The organism is Allobosea sp. 10L417, from assembly GCF_056395485.1.
Window position 1 is genome coordinate 736330 of the sequence record NZ_JBFTJP010000001.1, and the last position, 26503, is coordinate 762832.

Annotated in this window: 25 protein-coding genes; 11 read left to right on the forward strand and 14 right to left on the reverse strand. The window is 66.3% G+C overall.

Going from position 1 to position 26503, the window contains the following annotated elements:
- Positions 1-64: 64 nt before the first annotated feature.
- The 4 genes from AC1DE3_RS03780 to AC1DE3_RS03795 all read right to left on the reverse strand — a co-directional run bounded on the left by AC1DE3_RS03780 (position 65) and on the right by AC1DE3_RS03795 (position 2916).
- Positions 65-817, reverse strand: coding sequence for a TetR/AcrR family transcriptional regulator (locus tag AC1DE3_RS03780; protein ID WP_476778869.1), 753 nt, complete (start codon positions 815-817; stop codon positions 65-67).
- A 67-nt stretch (positions 818-884) separates the two neighbouring features.
- A complete protein-coding gene (gene proC / locus AC1DE3_RS03785; RefSeq protein WP_476778868.1) occupies positions 885-1706 on the reverse strand; it encodes a pyrroline-5-carboxylate reductase in 822 nt (273 codons plus the stop codon).
- Positions 1707-1823: 117 nt separating this feature from the next.
- On the reverse strand, positions 1824-2330 hold the full coding sequence (locus AC1DE3_RS03790) for a type III secretion system chaperone family protein (RefSeq protein ID WP_441511991.1): 507 nt from the start codon (positions 2328-2330) through the stop codon (positions 1824-1826).
- Between the two features lie 331 nt (positions 2331-2661).
- Positions 2662-2916 carry an accessory factor UbiK family protein gene (locus AC1DE3_RS03795; protein ID WP_441511990.1) on the reverse strand — a complete coding sequence of 85 codons (255 nt, stop codon included), beginning with the start codon at positions 2914-2916 and terminating at the stop codon, positions 2662-2664.
- 137 nt (positions 2917-3053) lie between these two features.
- Here AC1DE3_RS03795 and AC1DE3_RS03800 point away from each other — a divergent pair, with 137 nt between their 5' ends.
- The 8 genes from AC1DE3_RS03800 to pth all read left to right on the forward strand — a co-directional run bounded on the left by AC1DE3_RS03800 (position 3054) and on the right by pth (position 10737).
- Positions 3054-4205 carry a M24 family metallopeptidase gene (locus tag AC1DE3_RS03800; protein ID WP_476852083.1) on the forward strand — a complete coding sequence of 384 codons (1152 nt, stop codon included), beginning with the start codon at positions 3054-3056 and terminating at the stop codon, positions 4203-4205.
- Between the two features lie 61 nt (positions 4206-4266).
- A complete protein-coding gene (locus AC1DE3_RS03805; protein WP_476778866.1) occupies positions 4267-4836 on the forward strand; it encodes a hypothetical protein in 570 nt (189 codons plus the stop codon).
- A 190-nt stretch (positions 4837-5026) separates the two neighbouring features.
- Complete coding sequence (locus AC1DE3_RS03810; protein ID WP_441511987.1) at positions 5027-5971, forward strand: ribose-phosphate pyrophosphokinase; 945 nt, start codon at positions 5027-5029, stop codon at positions 5969-5971.
- Positions 5972-5981: 10 nt separating this feature from the next.
- Entirely contained in the window at positions 5982-6707 is a 726-nt protein-coding gene (gene queC / locus AC1DE3_RS03815) for a 7-cyano-7-deazaguanine synthase QueC (RefSeq protein ID WP_441511986.1), read from the forward strand.
- Complete coding sequence (locus AC1DE3_RS03820) at positions 6697-7260, forward strand: VUT family protein (RefSeq protein ID WP_476778864.1); 564 nt, start codon at positions 6697-6699, stop codon at positions 7258-7260. The genes queC and AC1DE3_RS03820 overlap by 11 nt, the downstream gene beginning before the upstream one ends.
- Positions 7261-7354: 94 nt before the next feature.
- On the forward strand, positions 7355-9211 hold the full coding sequence (locus AC1DE3_RS03825) for a putative bifunctional diguanylate cyclase/phosphodiesterase (RefSeq protein ID WP_476778863.1): 1857 nt from the start codon (positions 7355-7357) through the stop codon (positions 9209-9211).
- Positions 9212-9348: 137 nt separating this feature from the next.
- Positions 9349-9969, forward strand: coding sequence for a 50S ribosomal protein L25/general stress protein Ctc (locus AC1DE3_RS03830; RefSeq protein WP_441511983.1), 621 nt, complete (start codon positions 9349-9351; stop codon positions 9967-9969).
- 153 nt (positions 9970-10122) lie between these two features.
- Positions 10123-10737 (forward strand): aminoacyl-tRNA hydrolase, encoded by a 615-nt coding sequence (gene pth / locus AC1DE3_RS03835; protein ID WP_441511982.1) that lies wholly within the window; start codon positions 10123-10125, stop codon positions 10735-10737.
- A gap of 3 nt (positions 10738-10740) precedes the next feature.
- Here pth and AC1DE3_RS03840 read toward each other — a convergent pair whose 3' ends face one another.
- The gene (locus AC1DE3_RS03840) at positions 10741-11346 is read right to left on the reverse strand and encodes a hypothetical protein (protein WP_441511981.1); all 606 of its coding nucleotides are present in this window, start codon (positions 11344-11346) and stop codon (positions 10741-10743) included.
- Between the two features lie 206 nt (positions 11347-11552).
- Between AC1DE3_RS03840 and ychF the strand changes: the two genes are divergently transcribed.
- Both ychF and AC1DE3_RS03850 read left to right on the forward strand, forming a co-directional pair.
- Entirely contained in the window at positions 11553-12650 is a 1098-nt protein-coding gene (ychF, locus tag AC1DE3_RS03845) for a redox-regulated ATPase YchF (protein WP_476778862.1), read from the forward strand.
- A 12-nt stretch (positions 12651-12662) separates the two neighbouring features.
- Positions 12663-13676: a MaoC family dehydratase gene (locus AC1DE3_RS03850; RefSeq protein ID WP_476778861.1), complete on the forward strand. Its 1014-nt coding sequence runs from the start codon at positions 12663-12665 to the stop codon at positions 13674-13676.
- A gap of 57 nt (positions 13677-13733) precedes the next feature.
- Here AC1DE3_RS03850 and AC1DE3_RS03855 read toward each other — a convergent pair whose 3' ends face one another.
- Complete coding sequence (locus tag AC1DE3_RS03855) at positions 13734-15380, reverse strand: glucan biosynthesis protein G (RefSeq protein ID WP_476852084.1); 1647 nt, start codon at positions 15378-15380, stop codon at positions 13734-13736.
- A gap of 295 nt (positions 15381-15675) precedes the next feature.
- Between AC1DE3_RS03855 and bglX the strand changes: the two genes are divergently transcribed.
- Positions 15676-18075 (forward strand): beta-glucosidase BglX, encoded by a 2400-nt coding sequence (gene bglX, locus AC1DE3_RS03860; protein ID WP_476778859.1) that lies wholly within the window; start codon positions 15676-15678, stop codon positions 18073-18075.
- A gap of 156 nt (positions 18076-18231) precedes the next feature.
- Here the strand turns inward: bglX and AC1DE3_RS03865 are convergent, their stop codons facing one another.
- From AC1DE3_RS03865 to AC1DE3_RS03900, 8 genes are all read right to left on the reverse strand, one after another.
- On the reverse strand, positions 18232-18876 hold the full coding sequence (locus AC1DE3_RS03865; RefSeq protein ID WP_476778858.1) for a class II aldolase/adducin family protein: 645 nt from the start codon (positions 18874-18876) through the stop codon (positions 18232-18234).
- Positions 18873-19982: an S-methyl-5-thioribose-1-phosphate isomerase gene (mtnA, locus tag AC1DE3_RS03870; RefSeq protein WP_476778857.1), complete on the reverse strand. Its 1110-nt coding sequence runs from the start codon at positions 19980-19982 to the stop codon at positions 18873-18875. The genes AC1DE3_RS03865 and mtnA overlap by 4 nt, the downstream gene beginning before the upstream one ends.
- 4 nt (positions 19983-19986) lie before the next feature.
- Complete coding sequence (locus tag AC1DE3_RS03875) at positions 19987-20514, reverse strand: adenine phosphoribosyltransferase (protein WP_441511974.1); 528 nt, start codon at positions 20512-20514, stop codon at positions 19987-19989.
- 75 nt (positions 20515-20589) lie between these two features.
- The gene (locus AC1DE3_RS03880) at positions 20590-21465 is read right to left on the reverse strand and encodes an S-methyl-5'-thioadenosine phosphorylase (RefSeq protein ID WP_476778856.1); all 876 of its coding nucleotides are present in this window, start codon (positions 21463-21465) and stop codon (positions 20590-20592) included.
- A 141-nt stretch (positions 21466-21606) separates the two neighbouring features.
- Entirely contained in the window at positions 21607-22485 is an 879-nt protein-coding gene (locus AC1DE3_RS03885) for a cytochrome c1 (protein ID WP_476778855.1), read from the reverse strand.
- A gap of 7 nt (positions 22486-22492) precedes the next feature.
- Complete coding sequence (locus AC1DE3_RS03890) at positions 22493-23779, reverse strand: cytochrome b (protein ID WP_441511971.1); 1287 nt, start codon at positions 23777-23779, stop codon at positions 22493-22495.
- A gap of 53 nt (positions 23780-23832) precedes the next feature.
- Positions 23833-24381 carry a ubiquinol-cytochrome c reductase iron-sulfur subunit gene (petA, locus tag AC1DE3_RS03895; protein WP_441511970.1) on the reverse strand — a complete coding sequence of 183 codons (549 nt, stop codon included), beginning with the start codon at positions 24379-24381 and terminating at the stop codon, positions 23833-23835.
- 191 nt (positions 24382-24572) lie between these two features.
- Positions 24573-26438, reverse strand: coding sequence for an ABC transporter ATP-binding protein (locus tag AC1DE3_RS03900; protein ID WP_476852085.1), 1866 nt, complete (start codon positions 26436-26438; stop codon positions 24573-24575).
- Positions 26439-26503 lie beyond the last annotated feature (65 nt).

Below are 26503 nucleotides of genomic sequence, written 5' to 3' on the forward strand. Positions count from 1 at the left end.
AACGCGCTTAACATCGACCCATTTCGGCCACATTTGCGCCGCTGTCAGGCAGCGGCGAGCCGGCTCAGATCGCCGGCGCATAATCCTCGTTATCCTCGCCGCGCTCCGGGGCGCGCTCGCGCCGGCGCGTCTTCAGCGGCCGGCCGGAACAGATCGCCCGCGCCAGGCCTCTGAAGGGTGCCGTCAGGCGATGCATGTCCTCCGCCCGGGCCAGGATGCAGCTGGCCAGCTTCAGCTCGCGATCGAGCCGCGCCATGGTCTTCGACAATTCAGGCTGATCGTCATGGAGCCAGGTTTCGGACACCCGCGCCATCAGCAACACCGCGCCCTGCACCCGGAGATGACCGAGCGCATCCTCGGTCGGAATGCCGGCGGATGCCAGCATGTAGCGCCAGGAATTGACCGCGCCGCGATTGAGCGCCGCCAGCGCCAGCGGATCGCGCCGGATGACCGGCACGATCTTGCGCAGGCCCGCCTTGTACGGCGCCATCGCATCGAGCCGGCGCATCACCAGATCGAACATGCGCTCCTTGGCGGGCTCCCCCGCCAGATCCTCCGACGTGCCGGCCAGAACCGCGTCGTCGACGAGGCGCGTGACCCCGCCCAGCATCGCGAGCTTGGAGGGGAAGAGCGCGCGCAGCTGCGCCAGCGTCAACCCGGCCTCACCGGCGATATCCGGCAGCTCGATCTGATGCCAAGGACGCTCGGCGGCGAGCTTCATCAGCGCATCGACGGCGCGCTTGCGCGGCTCGGCGGAATTGCCAGCCGGCATCGGCTCGGCGCCTGCCGGCGGCGTGGAAACGGGTTTGCGGACCATGGGGGCAGCTCCTCTCGCTTCGCGTTGAAAAGAGGTTAGGCCGCTATCGTGGCATGTGGAAGGCCGATTAGCCGGAAAGCTCCCCGGCGCGACGTTTCGCGGCAGCCACCGCCTTGTTCATCAGCGGCTTCAGGCCGTCATCCGCCATCAGCACTTCGAGCGCGGCAGCCGTGGTGCCACCCGGCGAGGTCACGTTCTGGCGCAGCGTTCCCGGCGGCAGCGGCGACTGGAACAGCAATTCGCCGGCGCCCTCCACCGTCGCCCGCGCCAGCCGCTCCGCCACGTCTGCAGGCAGCCCCGCCGCAGCCCCGGCCGCGGCCAGGCATTCAACCAGATGGAAGACATAAGCCGGGCCTGAGCCCGACACGGCCGTGACGGCGTCGATCAGCCCCTCGTCGTCGAGCCACTCGACCTTGCCGATGCTGCCGAGCAGCGCATCGGCGCTGGCGCGCTGCGCCGCGCTCACGCCCTTGCCGGGCGCGGCAGCCGTCACGCCGCGCTGCACCGAGGCCGGCAGATTCGGCATCGCGCGAATGATCGCGGCGGCGTTCGGCAGGCGCGCCGCGAGGTCACCGAGCGTCTTGCCGGCCAGGATCGAGATCAGCAGCGTGCGGGGGTGGATGAATGCCTGGACGGCCGGCGCGGCGGTATCCAGCATCTGAGGCTTGGTCGCGAGGACGACGACATCGGCCGCCGGGATCTCCTTGGCGGAAGGATTGAGCCGCATCCCCTTCTCGCCGGCGAGTTCGACCATCTCGTCCGAGGGCTTGGGATCGATCAGGCTGATGCCCTTGGGATCGATACCGATGCGCAGCCAGCCCTCCAGCATCGCTCCGCCCATCTTGCCGGCGCCGATGAGGACGAGCGATTGCGGAAGGAAATTCGACATGGTGGTTCTCGTCGCTTGGGACCAGGGCGTCATGCCGGCGCTTGCGCCGGGCATCCCAGGACCAGAGCCTGCAAGGGCTGGCCGGGTCAAGCCCGGCCGTGACGGCATTGCGGCCGCTCAGGCTTCGCCGATCGTCTCCAGGATGGCGCCTTCCATGCCCTCCTTGGCCGTCTTGCCGGCCCAGACGACGAACTGGAAAGCCTGATAGTAGCGCTCACAGGCCTCGACTGCCGTCTTGACCAGCGCCGCCGCCTGCTCGTCGGTCGGCTCTGCCCCGCCGGACAGCAGCAGGGCATGACGATACATCACCACGCTCTCGGTGCTCCAGAGATCGAAATGGCCGAGCCAGAGCTGCTCGTTGACAAGGCTTACGAGTTGCAGGACCTCGCCGCGCCGCCGCTCCGGCACCTTGAGATCGAAGGCGCAGGCGATGTGCAGCGCCTCGACCTCCGCGAGCCAGGTGATCGCGACGTGATACTCCGACCAGCCGCCGACAACGGAAACCGAGAGTTCGTCCTCGCTGTCGCGATCGAAGGACCAGTCATTGAGAGCGGCCAGGCGTTCAAACAGGTCGAGGGGGTTGGAAGGCCGATCCAGCTCGGCATCCATATCGAGTTCTATCATGCCCTAAGGTCCACCTTCCGGACGCTGGCGCATCCGGCGCGTTCGAGAACAGGAACACGGCGACTGGAAAGCCGAAGGAACGCAACACACCTCCGGAACGCTCCTGGGAGAGCGGCTCCATCCGTCGGCCAGAAGCGAATCCGCCCGACGAATCAATTCTTTCCACCGACGATAGCGCAGGCGCTGTGACGCTCCCAACACAGAGCGAAGGTCCGCGGATTCGGCCGGCGGGCTCAATCCCCCTGAGCTGCTGTCCACAACACATGGCTGTGGACATTACGCCACGACATGAAAGCTGTCGTTTGCACGCGGCCCCGTCAGGGCTTGCCGGTCAGGACTTGCCGAGCTTCTCCTCAAGCGCGGTAAGACGCGCCGCGAGCTTGTCGTTCTCCTCGCGGGCGATCAGCGCCATCTCGCGCACCGCCTCGAATTCCTCGCGCGTGACGACGTCGAGATCGCGCAGCAGGCGCTCGATCTGCGTCTTCACCACGGTCTCGACCTCCCGGCGCACGCCTTGCGCGGCTCCGGCTGCATCGGTGGCGAGGCGGGCGATGTCGTCGAGGATGCGGTTGCCGGGGTTCACCATGGCTCTCTCCCATCGGGGCGAAACTTTCAGAGCAAAGCCTATAGGCAGCGCGGACCGGCGCCGCAATTGCGACCGAGGCCGATTGCCGGGAGGCCATGGGCACGATCAGATGCCCGCCCGGCTTGAGGAGACGCATCATGGCCCTGCATTTCACGCCCACCGAATTCGCCCGCCGCCGCACAGCCCTCCTCGCCGCGATGCAGGCCGATCGGCTCGATGCGCTTTTTCTGTTCCAGCAGGAATCGATGTTCTGGCTGACCGGCTATGACACCTTCGGCTTCTGCTTCTTCCAGTGTCTCGTCGTCAGGGCCGACGGGACCATGGCGCCGCTGACGCGCTCGGCGGATCTCCGCCAGGCACAGCACACTTCCAACCTCGACGACATCCGCATCTGGAAGGACGGACGCGACGCCAATCCGGCCAGCGACCTCCTGGCGCTCGCGCGCGATCTTGGCCTGTCCGGCAAGCGCATCGGCGTCGAGTTCGAGTCCTACGGCCTTGTCGCCTCGAACTACCGCAAGCTGGACGCCGCCTTCACCGGCCAGGCCGAGCTCCTCGACGCCTCGGCGATCGTCACGCGGCTGCGCGCCGTGAAATCGGACGAGGAGGTCGTCTATGTCCGCCGCGCGGCAGCGCTGGCCGACGCGGCCGACCGGGCAGCTCTCGACGCCATCCGGGCCGGCGCCGACGAGGGCGAGATCCTCGCCGCCCAGCACAACGCGATATTCGCGGGCGGCGGCGACTACCCGGCCAACGAATTCATCATCGGCTCGGATCGAGACGCCCTGCTCTGCCGCTACAAATCCGGCCGGCGCAGGCTCGGCGCCAGCGACCAGATCACCCTGGAATTCGCCGGCGTCGACCGGCACTACCATGTCGCGGCGATGCGTACCGTCGTGGTCGGCGATCCCCGCCCTCTGCACCGCCCCTATCATGCCGCCGCCCGCGACGCGCTGCTCGCCTGCGAGGCCGCGCTGAAGCCGGGCCGCACCGCGGGTGACGTCTTCGCTGCCCATGCCCGCGTCTTCGACGAGCACGGCCTCGCACAGCACCGGCTCAACGCCTGCGGCTATTCGCTGGGCGCCAAATTCACACCGTCCTGGATGGACTGGCCGATGTTCTACGAGGCCAATGACTGGGAGATCGTGCCGGGGATGGTGATGTTCGCCCACATGATCCTGATGGATTCCGACGGCGAGACCGCGATGTGCCTGGGCCGCACCTATCTGGTGGGCAAGGAGGGCGCCGAGGCGCTGAATTTGCCTGAGCTGGACCTCGTCCTCCGTTAAGCCTAGAAAAGCTGCACAGGGAATCTCGAAGCAGTCCACAGCCCAAAGGGCGGGAGGCGTCATGATCAACCGTTTGAGCGGCCTCGTTCTGGGGCCGGTTTTTGCGCTGGCGCTCGCCGGATGCCAGGAAACCAGCCAGACCGCAGCCCGCCCGCGCGTCGATGCACCGGGCGTTCCGGTCTCGGTCCAGAGCATTTCCGGGGCGCCGGAAGACGTCACCACCAGCTTCGCCGGCCTGCTCGGCGAGGCCGCGGCCGAGCGCAAGATGGAGATCGTTCCGGGCAACAAGCCGGCGCGCTTCCGCGTCAAGGGCTATCTCACGGCACAGCCGACGGAGGACGGCCAGACGTCGCTCGCCTTCGTCTGGGACGTCTACGACTCGACGAAGCAGCGCGCCCAGCGTGTTCAGGGCGAGAGCATCGGCCGGCGCAGCAGCAGCTCCGATCCCTGGGCCGGCATCGACCGGACCATCGTCGCCAAGGCCGCCTCCGACTCGATGGATGCGATCGCGAGCTTCCTCGTCACCACCCCGGCCGTCGAGGCGCTGGGCGGCGACAAGGACAAGAAGGCCGACAAGCCGGCGAAGCCCGCCACCAAGGTCGCCGCTACCACCGACAAGAAAAAGAGCTGAACGCCCGCGTTCGCTCCCTCGGGCGACGCAGCGTCAGTGGATTCCGGGTCACGCCGGCGCCGCGAGCGCTTTTTGCGCAGCGATATTGCAGCGCAGCGGTCGACTCCATGTCATCGCACTGTTAAGAGCCGTTCGAATTGAGCCGGCCTAGCCGGCTCGTGCCCCGCCTTGTCCAACGGTGCGCCACGGCATGCCCTCTCATTTCAAAGTCGTCGCCGGCAACTCCAACCGGCCGCTTGCAGAAGCCATCTGCAGCCATCTCAGCATTCCGCTCGCCAAGGCCACGGTGCGGCGCTTTGCCGACATGGAGGTCTTCGTCGAAATCCAGGAGAATGTGCGCGGCCAGGATGTCTTCGTCATCCAGTCCACCTCGTTCCCCACCAACGACCACCTGATGGAGCTGCTGATCATCACCGATGCGCTGCGCCGCTCCTCGGCGCGCCGCATCACGGCGGTGATCCCCTATTTCGGCTATGCCAGGCAGGATCGGCGCGCGTCGGGCCGCACCCCGATCTCGGCCAAGCTGGTCGCCAACCTCATCGCCCATGCCGGCGTCGACCGCGTGCTGACGCTCGATCTCCACGCCGGCCAGATCCAGGGCTTCTTCGACATCCCGACCGACAACTTGTTCGGCGCCCCGCTCATGGCGCGCGACATCAAGGACCGGCTGGAGTGGAAAAACGCCATGGTCGTGTCGCCGGACGTCGGCGGCGTGGTCCGCGCCCGCGCGCTCGCCAAGCGAATCGACGCTCCGCTCGCCATCGTCGACAAGCGCCGCGACCGGCCGGGCGAATCGGAAGTGATGAACATCATCGGCTCGGTCGAGGGCCGGTCCTGCATCCTGATCGACGACATCGTCGACTCCGGCGGCACGCTGGTGAACGCCGCCGAGGCCCTGCTCGAGCAGGGCGCCAAGGAGGTCTACGCCTACATCACCCATGGCGTGCTCTCGGGCGGCGCGGTCGCCCGCATCGCTTCCTCGAAGCTCAAGGAACTGGTCATCACCGACTCGATCATGCCGACCGAGGCGGTGAAGGTCGCGCGCAATATCCGCGTCATCTCCATCGCCGGGCTGATGGGCGAGGCGATCGAGCGCACGGCGAGCGAGACCAGCGTGTCCAGCCTGTTCGACTGAGGATGGTCACTTGAGGTCCGGCGCGCTCGTCCTGTTTTCCGGCGGCCAGGACTCCACCACCGTGCTGGCCTGGGCGCTCGATCGTTTCGACACCGTCGAGACGATCGGCTTCGACTACGGCCAGCGTCACCTCGTCGAGATGGAGTGCCGCCTCGCCATTCGGGAGAAGCTGCCGACGCTCTCCTCCGGCTATGCCGAGCGGCTCGGCCCCGACCATCTCGTCGACCTGAAGGCGCTCGGCGCGATTTCGGAAACCGCGCTGACGCGCGAGACCGAAATCAGCTTCGCCGAGACCGGCCTGCCGACCACCTTCGTGCCCGGCCGCAACCTGATCTTCCTGACATTCGCCGCAGCCCTCGCCTATCGGCGCGGCCTGAAGCACATCGTCCTCGGCGTCTGCGAGACCGACTATTCCGGCTATCCCGATTGCCGGGACGATACGATCAAGGCGATGCAGGTGGCGCTCGGCCTCGGCCTCGACCGCCGGCTCGTGCTCCACACGCCGCTGATGTGGCGCGACAAGGCGCAGACCTTCGCTCTGGCGCGGGAACTCGGCGGGCAGGCCCTCCTCGATCTCGTTCTGGAAGAGACCCATAGCTGCTATCTGGGCGACAGGACGACCCGGCACGGCTGGGGTTTCGGCTGCGGCCATTGCCCGGCCTGCGATTTGCGCGCAAAAGGCTTCGCGGCCTATCTCGTGTCACCCGACGACAGCGGACCCTCTTATGAATCGTGATCACCAGCGGCGGCTCGAAGGCATCGTCGCGCTCGTGCTGTTCGGTCTCACCATTCCGGCAGCCAACTGGCTCATCGGCAATGCCGGCACCGTCTGCGTGCCGAACGGCCCCTGCCTCGTGCCGGTCTGGCCGGGGATCATGGCGCCGAGCGGCGTCCTGATGGTCGGGCTTGCACTCGTGCTGCGTGACCTCGTGCAGCGCCGTCTCGGTACGCTTGCGGGGCTCGGCGCGATCGCCGTCGGCGCGCTGATCTCGGCCCTGCTTGCCCCCGCGGCCATCGTGATCGCCTCCGTCTCGGCCTTCCTGCTGTCGGAGCTCGCCGATTTCGCCATCTACACGCCCCTGCAGCGCCGCCGCTTCCTGACGGCGGTCTTCGCCTCCGGCATCGTCGGCCTCGTCGTCGACAGCATCGTCTTCCTGCACCTCGCCTTCGGCAGCCTGGATTTCCTTGCCGGCCAGGTCATCGGCAAGGCCTGGATGGTGCTGTTCGCGCTGCCGCTGATGCATCTGCTGCGCCGCCGCGACGAGCGCCTGGGCCTCGCCGCCGCCTGAGCGGATAAAGTTTGAATCGGCCCCTCAATCGGCCCTTAAGCCGATTGAGTTAGAATTTGCGTTCTTCGACAAGCCCTTCTCTGTCGGGAACAGCGTGATCAAGCCCTCCGACCGCCTGCAGGCCCTGCAGAACGATATTCTGGAAGACATCGCGCGCGGGGAAACGCTCGCCTTGTGCATGGAACGGCTGTGCCACCGGGCGGAAGCGATCTCGCCCGGCGTGATCTGCTCGGTCGTGACGGTCGATGATGAGGGTCATCTGCGCCCCCTCGCCTCGCCGAGTCTCCCCGATCACTATGCCGCCGCCATCGCCGGCACGCCGACGGGCCCCCGTGCCGGCTCCTGTGGCACCGCGGTCCATCGCGCCGTCCCCGTCGAGGTGACTGACATCGCGACCGACCCGCTCTGGGCAGCCTATACGCAGCTCGTCCTGCCGCTCGGCCTCAGAGCCTGCTGGTCGACCCCGATCAAGGCACGGGACGGCCGCGTCGTCGGTGCCTTCGCCTTCTATTTCCGCAAGCCCCGCCGGCCGCGAGCTCTCGAGCGCCGCATCGTCGCGACCTGCGTCCACCTCTGCGCCATTGCGATCGAGCACGACGAAGTGCGCGCCCGCAATCACCATCTCGCCTATTTCGACACGCTGACCAGGCTGCCGAACCGGGCCCAGTTCAACGACGCCATCACCGCAATGAGCACGGCTTCGCGGCGCTACGGGCTGATGCTGATCGATATCGATCACCTCAAAACGGTGAACGATACGCTCGGCCATGCCGCCGGCGACAGTCTTATCGCCGGCGTCGGCGACCGCCTGAACACGGCTCTGATCGGTTGCCTGTCCTGCCGGATCGGTGGCGACGAATTCGCCGTCCTGGTCCCGGATTGCGACAGTCCCGCTCGAATGCGCAGCCTCGCCTCCGCCGCTCTCGCCGCAATTGCCGCCGCGCCGCTGGAACATGACGGGCACAGCATTCAGCCGAGCGTCACGATCGGCGGCGCGCTCGCCGGCGAGGATGGCGAGGACAGCGTGACGCTGCGGCAGAATGCCGACCTCGCGCTGTACCATGCCAAGGAGACCCGCCGCGGCCGCTATGTGCGCTTCCGCCGCAAGCTGCGCAGCGCGATGATGCATCGCACCCGAATCCGCAAGGATGTCGACGGCGCGCTCGGCGGCGAGCGCATCGTGCCGTACTACCAGCCGATCATCCGGCTCGACACCGCCGAGATCGTCGGCGTCGAGGCCCTCGCCCGCATGCGGCAGGACGACGGGCGCATCGTCACGGCCGGCGAATTTCAGGAGGCTTTGCAGGATCCCAAGATCGCCCACCGCATCACCACACAGATGCTGGCTTCGGTCGCGTCCGACATGGCCGAATGGCAAAGCGCAGGCCTGCATATCCACCATGCCAGCGTGAATGTCACATCGGCCGATTTCCAGAAGGGCGACCTGGCGCAACGCGTGGCCCGGGCGCTCGACAAGGCCGGTCTGCCGATGCGCCACCTCGTCGTCGAGGTGACCGAGCAGGTCTTCATGGGCAGCCGCAGGGACGGTGTTGCGCGGACGATGGAAGCGCTGCGCGCTTGCGGCATGCTAGTCGCGCTGGACGATTTCGGCACCGGTTTCGCCTCGCTGACCCATCTGCTCGATTTTCCGATCGACATCATCAAGATCGACCGCTCCTTCGTCAGCGCGATCGACAGCGGCGCCCGCAGTGCCGTCATCGTCGAATCCCTGCTGACGATGACACGCCGTCTCGGCATGAAGATCATCGCCGAAGGCATCGAGACGCAGTCGCAAGCTCAGCGTCTCGAGGAGATGGGCTGCCGTTTCGGGCAGGGCTTTCTCTATTCGCCGCCTGTGCCGGCGCTGGTCATCGGTGAGCTCCTGCAACGCTTCGGCCAGGCAACCCCGGCCACTGCGCTCCAGCGCGAAGCCGTCGCCAACGCCGCCTGACGCAACGGGGTTGAGATTGCGCCGGTTTTAGCCTATGAGCAGCCGCGCGTCCCGCTGACACCCTTGGAGGCTCTGGACGCGCAAGCCGATGGCCGCCACGAGGCGGCCTTGTCATTTACAASTCAAGGACATCCAACATGACCGCCGTGAAGCAAATCGAGGCTTCGGCGCGCGCACAGGTCGGCAAGGGGGCCGCCCGTGCTGTTCGCCGCCAGGGCCAGACGCCTGCCGTGATCTATGGTGGGGGCGCCGCTCCCGAAGCCATCGCGCTCGACGCCAACAAGACCCGCCAGCTGATTTTCGGCGGCCACTTCCTGACCACGATCTTCGAGATCAGCGTCGCGGGCAAGAAGCAGCGCGTCATTCCGCGCGACTACCAGCTCGACCCGGTCAAGGACTTCCCGATCCACGTCGACTTCCTGCGCGTCGCCAAGGGCCAGACCGTCACGGTCCAGGTCCCGGTTCACGTCACCGGTCAGGAAGCCAGCCCCGGCGTCAAGGCCGGCGGCCTGGTCCAGATCATCGAGCACGCACTTGAGGTCACCGTCGAGCCCGACAGCATTCCGGAGTCCATCGACGTGTCGGTGGCCGGCCTGAACGTCGGCGACTCCGTCCACGCCGATGCCATCAAGCTCCCGGCCGGTGCCAAGCTTTCCATCGGTTCGGACGCCACGATCATCGCGATCTCCGCGCCGACCGTCGAGGCAGAGCCCGCTGCCGACGCAGCCGCCGAGGCTCCGGCCGAAGCCAAGGCGTGAGAAACGGCGCCGTCTGGCGCCGCTTCCGCCTCATTCAATCTACCGAGACGGCCGGGTTTTCCCGGCCGTCTTGCTTTGGCATCGGACCGAAAAGTGGAATCCACTTCTTCGGATGAATCCGATGCTGATCCATGAGCCTGCCGGAGTTCCGCCATGCTGATCTTTGCCGGCCTCGGCAATCCCGGCGCGCGCTATGCCCGCAACCGGCACAATATCGGCTTCATGGCCGTCGAGGAGATCGCCCGCCTCCATCGCGCCTCGCCCTGGCGCGTGCGTTTCCAGGCGGAATCCTGCGAAGCCACGATCGGCGGCGAGAAGGTGATCCTGCTCAAGCCGCAGACCTACATGAACGAATCGGGCCGCTCGATCGGTGAGGCCGCGCGCTTCTTCAAGATCGCGCCTGCGGACGTCGTCGTCTTCCATGACGAGCTCGACCTGGCTCCCGCGAAGCTGCGCGTGAAGCTCGGCGGCGGCAATGCCGGCCATAACGGCCTGCGCTCGACCACGGCCGCGATCGGCAACGACTACCGCCGCGTCCGCATGGGCATCGGCCATCCCGGCCTGAAAGAGCTGGTCCATGGCTATGTGCTGAACGATTTCGGCAAGGCCGAGCAGCCCTGGGTCGAGGACCTCTGCACGGCCTGCGCCGATCACGCGCCCCTTCTCGCAGCCCATGACGACACGGGCTTCCAGAACAAGGTGCATCTCTTCATGGACGCACGCGGCCATGGCGCCGTGAAGCGACTGGGCGAGAAGAGCGAAGGCTGAACGTCAGAGCGGCAGTTTCGCGCCCGATTTCGCGACCGTCACGCGGCTCGTGCTGTAGCTGCCATCGGCCTGCCGACTCGCCGTCATCGCGACCTGGGCGCCGGGCGTGAGCTCGCTCGCCTCGGCCGGTGCCGCCATCAGGATGGTCGCCTCAGGCGTGATCGCGACCTTCTGCTCGCCGCCGGGATAGCTCAGGACGAGATTGGCGCCGTCGACCCATGCAACCGTCTCGGCCACGGTCGCGTTCGTCATGGTCGCGTCAGGCAGCACCGCCCAGGGGCGGTGCCCCTCCCCGGTCCCGCGCTGCGTCTCCGGGAAGATCATGACCTGCACCGCCAGCAGCGTGCCGTCCGGCTGGGGCTTGGCGCCGACCCCGATGAAACTCCCCTTCGCGATGTCGGACGCCTTCGCGGGCACGACCCCGCCGGTGGAGAATCCTGGCGCGAGCGCGACTTTGAACTGCCGCCCATCCGCCGCCCTGAGATCCAGAGTCGAGCCTTCCATGCGCTCCACCGTGCCACGCAATCGCGTCCCCGGCACCTGCGCGACGGCCAGGCCTCCGGCCAGAGCGAAGATCGGCAGGGTGAGGGCGAAACCAAAACGATTCATAGCGATGCTCCGGACCGCGCAGGCGAACGCGGCAGGCGATCCAGCATCAGCATCCGACCCCTCGCCATGCACGTTCGCGTGAGCGGCGCATCGGCCAGAAGGCGCGCGGCACTTGTCTTTATCGCGCAAGCCCCCCAATAAGGCCGCAACTTTCAAAGCTTCACGCCCGGCGGCGGCTCCGTCCGCGGGCAACGGAACAGGCGACCATGGGCTTCAAATGCGGAATCGTCGGCCTGCCGAATGTCGGCAAGTCGACCCTCTTCAACGCGCTGACGCAGACTGCCGCGGCGCAGGCCGCCAACTACCCGTTCTGCACCATCGAGCCGAATGTCGGCGATGTCGCGGTGCCCGACGAGCGGCTTGAGCAACTCGCCGCCATCGCCGGCTCGAAGGAGATCATCCCGACGCGACTGACCTTCGTCGACATCGCCGGCCTCGTGCGCGGCGCCTCGAAGGGCGAAGGGCTGGGCAACCAGTTTCTCGCCAATATCCGCGAATGCGACGCCATCGCCCATGTCGTGCGCTGCTTCGAAGACGGCGACATCACCCATGTTGAAGGCAAGGTCGCGCCCATCGACGACATCGAGATCATCGAGACCGAGCTGATGCTCGCCGATCTCGAAAGCCTCGAGAAGCGCGTCCAGCCACTGGAGAAGAAGGCCAAAACCGGTGACAAGGACGCCAAGGAACTGGCCGATCTGATGAACCGCTGCCTCGTGCTGCTACGCGACGGCAAGCCGGCCCGCCTCGTCCAGCTCGCAGCCGAGGAGCGCCGGCCCTTCGAGCTGCTCGGCCTGCTCTCGTCCAAGCCCGTGCTCTATGTCTGCAATGTCGAGGAAGCCAGCGCCGACAAGGGCAACGCCTTCTCCGAGCAGGTGAAGAAGCGCGCCGCCGAGGAAGGTGCGGTGGCCGTCGTCGTCTCGGCCAAGATCGAGAGCGAGATCGCGGTTCTGCCGCCCGAGGAGCAGACCGAATATCTGGAAGCCGTGGGACTGGAGGAGCCGGGGCTCAACCGTGTCATCCGCGCCGGCTACAGCCTGCTCAACCTCGTGACCTATTTCACCGTCGGCCCGAAGGAGGCCCGCGCCTGGACGATCGAGAAGGGCACCAAGGGCCCGCAGGCCGCAGGTGTGATCCACACCGATTTCGAGAAGGGCTATATCCGCGCCGAGACGATCGCCTATGACGACTACGTCGCCAACAAGGGCGAATCGGGCGCGCGCGAGGCTGGCAAGTTCCGCCTCGAAGGCAAGGAGTACGTCGTCGCCGACGGAGACGTGCTGCACTTCCGCTTCGCGACCTGAGAAAGCCCGCCGATGCTGCAGTTCGAGGATTTCGTCCCAGGCGAGAGCGTCCTCTCGCACAGCATCGCTGTCTCTCAGGACGATATCGTCGCCTTCGCCTCGCGCTATGACGCGCAGGACTTCCATGTCGAGCCGGAAGCCGCGAAGGCGAGCTTCGTCGGCCGGCTGATCGGCTCCGGCTGGCATAGCTGCTCGCTGCTGATGCGGCTGATGGCGGAGAGCTTCCTGCTCGACTCGACCGGCATGGGCGCGCCGGGCATCGAGGAGGTGAAGTGGCTGCGCCCGCTCCTTCCCGGCGACAGCGTCACGGCCCGCCGCACCGTGCTCGAGACCAAGGCCTCCCGCTCGCGGCCCGAAATGGGCCTCGTGCGCTTCCGGCTCGAACTGCTCAACCAGCGCGGCGAACCGCTGCTTGAGCAAACCAACTGGATCATGTTCGGCCGGAAGGATTCCGGCGTCGCCCCGCAGCCGCAGGGCGATTGGCTCGCGCATTCGCCGCGCTACGAACGCCCGGCCTTGGAGAGCCCGCTGGAGGCGCCTTCAGAAGGTCCCGAGCCCACCCGCTTCTTCGAGGAGCTCGCCATCGGCAGCCGCCACGAGCTCGGCAGCTTCGTCTTTACGGCGGATGAAATCATCGCCTTCGCCCGCAGCTTCGACCCGCAGCCCTTTCACATGGACGAGGCGGCGGCGCGCGTCAGCCTGTTCGGCCGGCTCGCCGCTTCAGGCTGGCATACCGCGGCGGTCTGGATGGCGACCATGGTTTCGCACCGCAGGCGCCAGCTCGCCGCGACGACCGGGCGCCCTGCCCGCCTCGGCCCCTCGCCCGGCTTCAGGAATCTGCGCTGGTCGAAGCCGGTCCTCGCCGGCGATCGCATCACCTATTTCTCGGAGGTGGTGGATAAGCGCGAGAGCGCCTCGCGCCCACAATGGGGCCTGTTCTTCCACCGCAACACCGGCATCAACCAGCGCGGCGAAGAGGTCTTCAGCTTCGACGGCTGCGTCTTCGTCGAGCGGAAACCCGCCTGATCCCAAATCCCGACTGCCGTCCCTGTAGACGGCAGTCTCGGCGAAGCCGGGCCAGCGTCAGGGCTTCGGATCGACCAGCTCGGACCTCTGACCTTCGATCGCCTTGAAGGGATTGAGATAGGATTCCCTTGCCTTTGCAGCCGGCAAAGGGGGAATTCTCAGATCCCAAGTCTCGGTCAGCGCGCGATCACCTTGCTTCAGCACTGCGCGCAAATCGGACGACACCGCCGGATTCTTGACCTTTACCCTATAGGTCAGGCGCCAGCCCTGAATGGCCGGGTTGGGTTGAAGGTCGGTTCCGACGATCTCGACATTGTCGTTGGCCGTGACCTCGGCCGTGATCTTCGCCTGCGGCGAAAGCTTGCGCAACGAAGGCCCCTTGAAGTCGATCAGGAACGCCTGCGTCCCGTCGCCGGCGCGAATGAGGTTGGACTGATAGAACTCCCCGGTAGAGCGTATGGTCTGCCAGACATAGGACGTACCGTCCTTCAAGATCGCCGGCTCGTCCATCGTCCAGTGCATCCTATAGTCGAACTGCAGCGGCTGGCCCGGCGCCGGCATGCTCTCCGGCACCCAGAAGGCGACGATGTTGTCGTTGGTCTCGTCCGCCGTCGGGATTTCGACGAGACGCACGCTGCCCTTGCCCCAATTGTTGGTCGGCTCGATCCAGGCGCTTGGGCGCAGATCGTACCGATCCTTCAGATCTTCGTAGCGCGTGAAGGAGCGTCCACGCTGGAGCAGCCCGAAGCCCTTCGGATTCTCGGCCGGGAAATTGGTGACGGCCACCGCGGATGGCGGGTTGCCGAGCGGGCTCCAGGTCCACTTGCCGTCGCCGCCTTGAATGGCGAGCCCGTTGGAATCATGGATGGCCGGCCGGAAGTTATAGGTCGGCGAAGGCTGGTTGGGGCCGAAGAGGAACATGCTGGTCAGCGGCGCGATGCCGAGCGTGCGCGGCGCCGCCCCCTCGCGCATGAAGACGCGCGCCTTGACGTTCAGCACGGTGTCGGCGCCCGGCACCAGCGTGAATTCATAGGCGCCGGTCGCCCGTGGCGAATCCATCAGCGCATAGAAGGTCAGCTGCTTGTCCTGGGGCTTCGGGCGGCGCAGCCAGAATTCGCGGAATTTGGGGAATTCCTCGGTGATCGGCAGGCCGGTATCGATGGCCAGGCCGCGCCCCGAGAGGCCGTAGATCTGTCCCTTGCCGATGACGCGGAAATAGCTCGCGCCCAGCACGCTCATGATCTCGTCGAGCTTGCCGGCCTGGTTGATCGGATAGACCACCCGGAAACCGGCCCAGCCGAGCTTGCTGGTCTCGGCGGGGTCGAAATGCAGGTCGGCAAAGTCGAAACGCCCGGCGTCATAGGGGATCTCGTGCACGGCGCCGTTGACGATCTCGTTGATCTTCACCGGCGTGTTGAACTGCATGCCCTGATGATAGAAGGCCAGCTTGAAGGGCGTCCGCAATTCCGTCCAGGCGAAGCGGTCACGCCGCGGCTGCATCTTCTGGTAGTCGGCGAACTGCATCTTGCTGAACACGTCGGGCAGGTTGCTGACCGGGGTCACGTAAGGCTTGTCCGCCAGCGCCTTCGCCTTCGCGAGCACGTCCTCGAGCCCGAAATCCGCCAGACGCTTCTGCGCGAAGGCAGAGGTCCCGACGAGCGCTCCGAGCGCCAGGCAGCCGGCAGCCAGGCTCAACCGGGCCAAACCCGACCTGCTGCAGGTCGCTGCGCATTGCCTCAAAGCCAACACCAGCATGCGTCGGGCCGAAGAAGAAAACCGGGCCATATCAAGGGCCCCGTCACCAGAACGGGTCGACAAGTTCACAACAGCTCCTTAAAGATGCACGCTGGCGGGGCGGAGTGCGCCCGTCCCATGTCGGCAGCGGCGCACGCGAGCACAAATGCCCATCATCGACACAAGGGTCAAGGAAGAGCGTCGTTCTTCCGCAACCGCTCCGCGCCGCCCTTGGCCTTCGTCAACCTGAATGAACGAACTCAGCATGAACAATTCGAACGGTACGCCGGTCGCTGATGGGCTGGATGCGATGCCTTGTACTGATGAGACGGAGAAGGGCCTGTCCCGGCGCCAGGCCTTGGGCGCGATGGCTTCGGTCGCGATGGCAGCGGGAATGACGGCGCAATCGGCCGCAGCAGCGCCGAAACAGGCCCTCAACCTGACCGGCCCCGTCAGCAAGCAGGCGTTCATCGACGACCTGATCAAGCGCATGACGGTCGAGGAAAAGATCGGCCAGCTCCGCCTGATCAGCATCGGCCCCGAGATGCCGCATGCCAAGCTGATGGACGAGGTCGCGGCCGGGCGCATCGCCGGCTCATTCAACACCGTCATCCGGCGCGACAATCGGCCGCTGCAGGAAGCGGCCGTCAAGCGCAGCCGCCTGAAGATCCCGCTCTTCTTCGCCTATGACGTGGTCCACGGCCACCGCACCACCTTCCCCATCCCGCTCGGGCTGGCGGCGAGCTTCGACATGGCCACGATCGAGCGGATGGCCCGCGTCTCGGCCATCGAGGCCTGCAACGACGGCGTGGACATGACTTTCGCGCCGATGGTCGACATCAGCCGCGATCCGCGCTGGGGCCGCACCTCGGAGGGCTTCGGCGAAGACCCCTATCTCGTTTCCGAATGCGCACGGGCCAGCGTCCGCGGCTTCCAGGGCGACGCGACCGACCGCCCGGACAGCATCATGGCGGCGGTCAAGCACTTCGCGCTTTACGGCGCGGTCGAGGGCGGGCGCGACTACAACACGGTCGATATGAGCCCGCTGCGCATGCATCAGGTCTACCTGCCGCCCTACCGTGCCGCGATCGAGGCCGGAGCCGGCGGCGTGATGGTCGCGCTCAATTCGATCAACGGCGTACCCGCGACCTCCAACACCTGGCTGATGCAGGATCTGCTGCGCAAGCAGTGGGGCTTCGATGGCGTGACCGTCAGCGACCACGGCGCAATCACGGAGCTGACGCGCCATGGCGTCGCGCGCGACGCGCGTGAGGCGGCCAAGCTCGCCATCAAGGCGGGCATCGATCTCAGCATGGCCGATCAGGTCTATCTTGCCGAGCTGCCGGGCCTCATCGCCTCGGGCGAGGTCAAGATGGCCGAGCTCGACGCCTGCGTCCGAGAGGTGCTGGGCGCCAAATACGATCTCGGCCTTTTTGCCAACCCGTTCCTGCGCATGGGCAAGCCCGCCGACGACCCGGTGAACGAGAAGGCCGACAGCCGCCTCCACCGCCAGCCGGCGCGCGAGATTGCCCGCCAGACCATCGTGCTGCTGGAGAACCGCAACCAGACGCTGCCGCTGAAGAAGACCGGAACCATCGCACTTGTCGGGCCTCTGGCCGATTCCGGGCTCGATATCCTCGGCAGCTGGTCCGCCCAGGGCGTAGCCGAGCAGGCCGTGACGGTGCGGGCTGGCATCGAGAACGCGATCGAGGGCAAGGCGCGCCTCCTGATCGCTCGCGGCTCCAACGTCCTCGACGACCAGAAGGTCGTCGAATACCTGAACTATCTGAACTGGGACAAGCCTGAGGTCGTCCAGGATCCACGCAGCCCCGAGGAGATGATCCAGGAGGCCGTGTCGGTCGCCAACCAGGCCGATGTGGTGATCGCCGTCGTCGGCGAAGTCCGCGGCATGTCGCATGAATCCTCGAGCCGCATCAGCATCGAGATGCCCGGTTCGCAGCGCGCCCTGCTCAAGGCCCTCAAGGCGACCGGCAAGCCGCTCATCGTCGTGCTGATGAACGGCCGCCCGCTCGCGCTGGGCTGGGAAAAGGACAATGCCGACGCGCTGCTGGAGACCTGGTACACCGGAACCGAGGGCGGCAACGCCATCGCCGACGTGCTGTTCGGCGACCACAACCCCTCGGCCAAGCTGCCGATCTCCTTCCCCCGCTCCGCCGGTCAGATCCCGACCTACTACAACCCTCTGCGGATCGGGCGCCCCTTCACCCCGGGCAAGCCGGGCAACTACACCTCGCAGTATTTCGAGGAGGAGCAGGGGCCGCTCTATCCCTTCGGCTTCGGGCTGAGCTACAGCCGTTTCGCCCTATCCAATCTGAAGCTCTCGGCGGCGCGGATCACGAGGGACCAGCGCCTGACTGCAGAGGCGACACTGACCAATGAAGGCACCTATGAGGGCGCCAACGTCGTGCAGCTCTACATTGCCGACCCCTACGCCTCGATCGCGCGCCCGATCAAGGAGCTGAAGGGTTTCCAGAAGGTGACGCTCAAGCCCGGCGAGAGCCGCGTGGTGCGCTTCGAGATCGGCAAGGAGCAGCTCAAGTTCATCAATGCCGAACTCAAGGAAGTCGTCGAGAGCGGACGCTTCGAGGTGCAGCTCGGCCTCGACTCCAGGGACGTGCTCGAGCAGGCCTTCATGCTCGACTAGGCCGGCCCCCGATCAGGTTGCGCTCCGATCTGATCGGCGCATGCTCTCGGTCGGGATGCCATCCTGGCACGACGGAACCAGTTCAGAACGAAAAATACCCTGCTGCGTTCATCGCGGCAGGGTGATCACAGGTGCCAGGCCGGCGCGGCGACGGCTTCAGCCGACCTTGCCGTAGCCCGCGAACTTCGCGCCGACGCGTTCCATCTCGGCAGCGTCGAGGATGACCGGCTCGAGCCCGGCTGCCAGGATATCGAGATACTGGCCGGCGAGATTTTCGACCTCAGCGACGATCGTATGAGCACCGGCCAGCGTCTGGCCGAGCGCGATGACGCCGTGATTGGCGAGCAGCACCGCCTTGCGCCCCTCCAGCCCCTTCACGGCATTGGCCGCAAGTTCCGGCGTCCCGAAGGTCGCGTAGTCGGCACAGCGCACATCGGCGCCGCCGCAGAGCGCGATCATGTAATGGAACGCCGGGATGCCGCGGCGGGCGCTGGAGAGCGCCGTGGCGCGCGGGGAATGGGTGTGCACGATCGCCTGTGCATCCGGGCGGGCCTTGTAGATCGCGGCATGGAAGGGCCATTCCGAGGAAGGCTTGCGCGCACCGCCGAGCACCGTTCCGTCGAGGGCCAGATGGATCAGGTCCTCCGGCTTCGTCTGGGCGTAGGGCAGTCCGGACGGGGTGATCAGCAACCCCACCCCGAAGCGCGCCGAGACATTGCCCGATTTCGAGGGGCAGAAGCCCGCCCGGTCGATCGCCTGCGCGACCGCGACGATCTCCTGCCGCAGCTCCGTTTCGTTCATGCCGTCGCCTTGTTCGCCAGATCGGGGAAGAGTTGCGCGAGCCCTTCGGCGCTTGCCGCGCAGACCCCGCGTTCGGTGATGAGCCCGGTGACGAGGCGCGCTGGCGTCACATCGAAAGCCGGGTTGGCGGCACCGCTACCTGGCGCGACGACGCGGAAAGACCGCACCTCGCCATCCTCCGCAAGCCCGGACAGATGCGTCACCTCGCGCGCGGCGCGTTCCTCGATCGGAATTTCCGCAAGGCCGTCACCGATGCTCCAGTCGATCGTCGGCGACGGCAGCGCGACATAGAACGGCACGTCGTTGTCATGTGCGGCGAGCGCCTTGAGATAGGTGCCGATTTTGTTGGCGACGTCGCCTGTGGCTGTCGTCCGGTCGGTGCCGACGATCACCATGTCGACCGCACCGCGCTGCATCAGATGCCCGCCTGCATTGTCGGTGATAACGGTGTGCGGCACGCCATGCGCGCCGAGCTCATAGGCCGTCAGAGCGGCGCCTTGGTTGCGCGGGCGCGTCTCGTCGACCCAGACATGAACGGCGATGCCGGCATCGTCAGCCCGATAGATCGGCGCCAGCGCCGTGCCCCAATCCACGGTCGCGATCCACCCGGCATTGCAATGGGTCAGGATATTGACCGGCTGCCCCGCCGGCTTGCGCCCGGCGATCTCACGGATGAGCGGCAGGCCATGCTCGCCGATCGCGCGGCACAGCGCGACATCCTCGTCGCAGATCGCGGCTGCTTCGGCATAGGCAACCTCCGCACGCTTCTCCGACGGCAACCCCGCCAGGATGCGGCCCATGCGCTCCAGCGCCCAGCGCAGATTGACCGCAGTCGGCCGGGTCTCGCCGAGCAGCGTCAGCGCCGCCTTCAAGGCGGCATCCGAGGCATCCGCCCGCATCGCCAGCGCCACGCCATAGGCTGCCGTCGCGCCGATCAGCGGCGCGCCGCGCACCACCATCGAGCGGATCGCATCGGCCGCCTGCTCGGCCGAGCCGAGTGACACCGTCTCGAAGCGGAAAGGCAATCGCGTCTGATCGATGACCACGACGCGCCAGCCATCCTGCGCGAGCCAGATCGTCCGGTAATGCTGGCCGTTGATCTTCATGGGCTCAAGGATCGGTGAAGGATACCAGCGTCCGCACGGGCACGCCGAGCCGGCGGATCTTGTCCGCACCGCCCAGATCGGGAAGGTCGACGATGAAACAGGCGGCAACCACTTCAGCTCCCACCCCACTCAGCAGATTGACGGCCGCTTCGGCCGTGCCGCCGGTCGCGACGAGATCGTCGACCAGCAGGACCCGCTCGCCCGGTTGGACGGCATCACGATGGATCTCGATCTCGTCGGTGCCGTATTCGAGCGCATAGGTCGCTCGCAGCGTCTCGAGCGGCAGCTTGCCCTTCTTCCGGACGGGGATGAAGCCGGCCGAGAGCTGATGTGCCACGGCGCCGCCGAGGATGAAGCCGCGCGCTTCGATGCCGGCAATCTTGGCAATCTTCAGCCCCGCGAAGGGCTGCACCAGCTCGTCCACGGCGCGGCGGAAGGCCCGCGCATCGCCGAGCAGCGTCGTGATGTCGCGAAAGACGATGCCGGGCCGAGGATAGTCCGGAATCGCGCGGATGCTGTCGGCAAGGTTCATGGGCGTCGTCTCGGATAGGGTGACGGACGCCTTGGTCGGACGTCGAGCCGGCTTCGTCAAGGGCGCGGCCATCATTCAGGCCCTGAGCACGCGCCCGGCGACCGCGTCGAGCTTCGCCAGCAGGGCGGGATCGCGGAACGCGGGCGCGGTGATGATCGCATTGTCGAGGGCGTTGTGCGAGCCGGCTGGGCAACGCTCCCGCTCGGCCGGGAAATCGGCGGCGAGCCGGGCAATGAGGCGACGAGCCTTGTCGGCGTTCTCATGCAGCACCGCCACGACCGAGGCAACGTCCACGGCGCCGTGCAGCTCATGCCAGCAATCGTAATCCGTCACCATGGCGACGGTGGCGTAGGTGATCTCGGCCTCGCGCGCGAGCTTGGCCTCCGGCATCGCCGTCATGCCGATGAGGTCGTAGCCGAGGCCGCGATATGTCATCGATTCCGCATAGGTCGAGAATTGCGGCCCTTCCATCGTCACAAGCGTTCCGCCGCGCACGAAGGGCAGCTCCTCCGCTTCCGCCGCCGCCGCGATGCGCCCCTGCAGCGCCGGGCCAACCGGATGAGCGACGGAGACGTGGGCGACGCAGCCCTTGCCGAAGAAGGAGCTTTCGCGACGCGTGGTGCGATCGACGAACTGGTCGACCAGGACGAACAGTCCGGGATAGAGCTCGGCCTTGTAGGAACCGCACGCCGACAGAGAGACGAGATCGGTCACGCCCGCGCGCTTGAGCACGTCGATATTGGCGCGATAGTTGATCTCGGAAGGCGGAATGGCATGGCCGCGCCCATGCCGCGGCAGGAAGACGATCTTGGTCGAGCCGATTCGGCCGATCCGCAGCGCATCCGAAGGTTCGCCCCAGGGGCTGTCGATGCGCTCCTCGCGGAGGTCGCTGAGGCCCGGCAGATCGTAGATACCCGATCCGCCGATGATTCCGAGAACGGCTTCGCTCATGGCTGTTTCCCTGTTGCGGGCGCGGAAAGGACCATCTTTCGATGACGGTCGCAACACAGCGCAGAGAGTTCCGGCGGCACCGTTGCCCGATAGCAAAAAGGCCCCGTCTCCGGGGCCTTTCGCAAGATCGTCATTCCCGGCTCAGTGGGCGGGCGAGCCGTCCGGCATGCGCGACCACACCTTCTTCTTGGTGTAGTAGAGCAGGAACGAGAAGGCGACGAGGAAGAGCATCACCTGCATGCCCAAGCGCTTGCGCGCTTCCAGATGCGGCTCGGCCATCCAGACCATGAAGGCCGCGACGTCGCGCGCATACTGGTCGACCGTTTCCGGCACCGGCGACTTGCCGTCCGGGCCCTTCGGATACTCGACCTGCCCGTCGCTCAGCGGCTTCGGCATCGCGATCAAGTGACCGGGCATATACCGGTTGTAGTTCTGCCCCGGCAGAAGCGTCACGCCGGCCGGCGGCTCCTCATAGCCCACCATCAGGGCATGGATGTAGTCCGGCCCCTGCTCCTGATACTGGGTGAAGATGTCGAAGATGAAGGTCGGGAAGCCGCGCACATAGGTGCGGGCCTTGGCCAGAACCGAGAAGTCCGGCGGATAGGCACCGCCCTGGGCCGCGCGGGCCGCCTGCTCGTTCGGGAACGGCGACGGGAAGCGGTCAGCCGGCCGGCCCGGCCGGTCGAACATCTCGCCCTGCTCGTTCGGGCCGTCCTTGATCTGATAGGTCGCGGCAAGCGCGGCGACCTGGCCGGGCGTGAATTCGGGACCGCCCGGCTGCGACAGGTTGCGGAAGGCGACAAGGCTGGCGCCGTGACAGGCCGCGCAGACTTCCTTGTAGACCTTGAAGCCGCGCTGAAGCTGGGCCCGGTCGAACTTGCCGAAGGGGCCGGAGAACGACCAGCTCAGCGCCGGCGGCTGGAACCCACCTTCGGCCGCCTGTGCCGCCGGCTGGAACAGCGCCAGCGACAGGCCGGCAGCGAGCCCGGTCAGGGCAAGACGAAACGATGTTTTGCTCATGGTTCCGTCAGCCCTTGACATTCGGTTCGGCAGCGGTGGCGGTCGCGATGCGCGCCGCCGAGCCGTTCTTGGCGGAAGCAGCGAGCACGGCATCGGCGATCGAGGTCGGCAGCGCCTTGGGCCGCTCGAACAGGCCGACGACGAAGAGCGCGACGAAGAAGCCGAAATACAGCACGGTGAAGATCTGCGAGGCGATGACGTAGCCGCCATCCGCCGGCATGGCGCCGAGATAGCCCAGGCCGATGCAGACCAGGACGAAGGCCCAGAAGAGCTGGCGCGCGATCGGGCGGTAGCTCATCGACTTGACCTTGGAGGTGTCGATCCAGGGCAGGAAGGCGAGCACGACGATGGCCGAGCCCATGGCCAGCACGCCGCCGAGCTTGTCGGGGATGGCGCGCAGGATCGCGTAGAACGGCAGGAAGTACCATTCGGGGACGATGTGCGCCGGCGTCGCGGCCGGGTTCGCCACGATGTAGTTGTCGGCGTGACCCAGGAAGTTCGGCTGGTAGAACACGAACCAGGAGAACAGGATCATGAACACGACCATGCCGAAGATGTCCTTGACGGTCGCATAGGGCGTGAAGGGCACGGTGTCCTTCTCGACGTTCTTCACCTCGACGCCGGTCGGGTTGTTCTGGCCGACGACGTGCAGCGCCCAGATATGCAGCACGACGACGCCGAAGATCATGAACGGCAGCAGATAGTGCAGCGAGAAGAAGCGGTTCAGCGTCGGGTTGTCGACCGAATAGCCGCCCCACAGGAAGGTGACGATCGTCTCGCCGATCACCGGCAATGCCGAGAACAGATTGGTGATGACGGTGGCGCCCCAGAAGGACATCTGACCCCAGGGCAACACGTAGCCCATGAAGGCCGTCGCCATCATCAGCAGGAAGATGACCACGCCGAGGATCCAGAGCACCTCGCGCGGTGCCTTGTACGAACCGTAATAGAGCCCGCGGAAGATGTGCACGTAGACGGCGATGAAGAACATCGAGGCGCCGTTCGAGTGCAGATAGCGCAGCAGCCAGCCATAGTTCACGTCGCGCATGATGTGCTCGACGGAGTTGAACGCCAGCAGCGAGTTGGCGGTGTAATGCATCGCCAGGATCACGCCCGTGATGATCTGCGCCACCAGCATGAACACCAGGATGCCGCCGAACGTCCAAAGATAGTTCAGGTTGCGCGGCACCGGATAGGAGACGGCCGAATCATGAGCCAGGCGGATGATCGGCAGGCGGGCGTCGAGCCAGCGTTCGATGCCGGTCTTCGGAACGTAGGAACTGTGACCACTCATGAAGAATGCCTCAAGGCTGTCTCATCTTGGCGGGAAAGCGTCGAGCGCATTGCTCAGCCGATCTTGATCTTGGTGTCCGCGGTGAAGGCGTAAGGCGGAACCGGCAGGTTGAGCGGTGCCGGGCCCTTGCGGATGCGGCCGGAGGAATCGTAGTGCGAGCCGTGGCAGGGGCAGAACCAGCCGTCGTAGTCGCCCTTGGGCTCGCCAGGCGCGGTGCCGAGCGGGATGCAGCCGAGATGGGTGCAGTTGCCGAAGACGATGAGATACTGCTCATGGCCGGCCTTCGTGCGCTGCTGGTCGGTCTGCGGGTCGCGCAACGTGCTGACATCGACGGCGAGCGCCTCGTCGATCTCCTTCTTGGTGCGATGGCGCACGAAGATGGGCTTGCCGCGCCAGAAGATCTTGATTGCCTGGCCTTCGGCGATCGGTGCCAGATCGACGTCGACCGGCGCGCCGGCCGCGACGGTCTGCGCATCGGGAGCGAGCTGGCTGATCAGGGGGACGATGACAGCGCCGATGCCGACGGCGCCTGCAGCCCCGGTCGTAAGCATCAGGAAATCGCGGCGGGTTGTTCCGGTCGATGTATCGGTCGCGTTCGCCACGATCCAATCCTCTTACACGTCTTGCGAGCTGGAACAGCTCGAAATTGTCGCCTCTCGCCCTCATAGGGGCGCGCCACGACCGCCGCAATGCGGCGGTGCGTCACCTCGGGCTCTTTGACATGCAGATTGGACGAAGTCTACTGTCGCGAACCTCCCGCCCATGCATGGCGCACAGTTCGCAGGCGAGGACCTCAGACGGCGAGCTTTTCCGGATCGGCGGCGGCAAGGAAACCACCCGATTGCCGCGCCCACAGCCGGGCGTAGAGCCCGCCTCGCCGGATCAACTCCTCATGGCTTCCGGTCGCCACGATCCGCCCCTGATCGAGCACGATCAGCCGGTCGAGCGCGGCGATCGTCGATAGTCTATGCGCGATCGCGATCACGGTCTTGCCTTGCATCAGCGCGGCGAGCTGCTGCTGGATGGCCGCCTCGACCTCTGAATCCAGCGCCGAGGTCGCCTCGTCGAGAATCAGGATCGGCGCATCCTTGAGCAGCACGCGCGCGATGGCGATGCGCTGGCGCTGGCCACCCGAGAGCTTCACGCCGCGCTCCCCGACGCGCGAATCAAAGCCCTCGCGCCCGTCCTGGTCGCCGAGCCCGAGGATGAAGTCATGCGCCTCGGCCTGTCGCGCGGCGGCGATGATCTCGGCTTCGCTCGCGCCCATCCGGCCATAGGCGATGTTGTCGCCGATCGAGCGGTGCAGCAGCGAGTTGTCCTGCGTCACCATGCCGATCTGCGCCCGCAGACTGTCCTGCGTGACATGGGCGATGTCCTGCCCGTCGATCAGGATGCGCCCGCTTTCGAGCGGGTAGAGCCGGAGCAGCAGGTTCACCAGCGTCGATTTGCCGGCGCCCGAGGGGCCGACGAGCCCGATCCGCTCGCCCGGCTTGATCTGAAGATCGAGCCCCTCGAACAGCCCGGCGCCCCGGCCGTAGTTGAAGCGGATCTTCTCGAAGCTGATCGCCCCCTTGTCGACGACGAGCGGCTGGGCGTCCGGCATATCGCGCAGATCATGCGGCTTCGCGATCGTCTCCATGCTCTCCTGCACCGAGCCGATATTCTCGAAGATGCCGCGCACCAGATGGATCAGCCACCCCGACATCTGCACGAGGCGCAGCACGAGGCCGATCGCGGCGGCGACCGCGCCCGGCGTCATCTCGCCCTGGCTCCAGAGCAGCAGGGCGAGCCAGGCGGTCGCCACGACGAGCAGGCTGTTCATCGTCTGCAGGATCACGCTCACGCCGGTGATCAGCCGCGACAGGTTGAGGAAGGAGGCGTTCCACCGCGTCAACGAGTCGCGGACGGCGGAGCGCTCGGCATCGGCCCGCGCGAACAGTTTGACCGTCAGGATGTTCGTGTAGGAATCGACGATGCGCCCCGTCGTCGTCGAACGGCCGAAGGAATTCGCCTCCGAGCGCTTTTTGGCGCGCGGCACGAAGTAGATCAGCAGCGCGACATAGGCGCCGAGCCAGACGATGACCGGCAGGGYGAGCCAGAGACTGGTCTTGCCGAAGAAGCCGATCGCCACCGTGGCGAAGACCAGCGCGTACCAGAGGTCGTCGATAACCTCGATCGTCGCGCCGCGGATCGACTGCCCGGCCTGGATGACGCGCGCTGAAAGCCGTCCTGCGAAATCGTTCTGGAAGTAACCCAGCGCATGGCCGAGCGTGTAGACATGGTTGCGCCAGCGGATTTGGTTGGTGATCTGCGGCACCACGACCTGATCGACGATGGCGTGGTTGGCGAAATAGATCAGCGGCCGGACGACCACGAGCAAAAAGGCGGCGCTCGCAAGCAGCCAGCCATGATCCCGGAAGATCGTATCGGGCGACTGCGTCGAGAGAAGGTCGACGAACCAGCCGACCATCAGATACATCGCCGCCTCGATGCCGCTGAAGCCGAGGCCGGTGATCATGATCGCCGCCATCCAGCCCTTCACACCCTTGATGTGGTGCCACATGAAGGGCCAGACGCCATGCGGCGGCGTCTCCTGCTCGTCGAAGGGAGCGAAGACGTCGATTCGGCTTTCGAGCCAGCGGAAGAGCGGAGCGAACATGTCTGCCTTCCCTGGAGCGGCATCGCGACGGTTTCGAGGCATATGGCCCCCGCCTGTGCGAATGG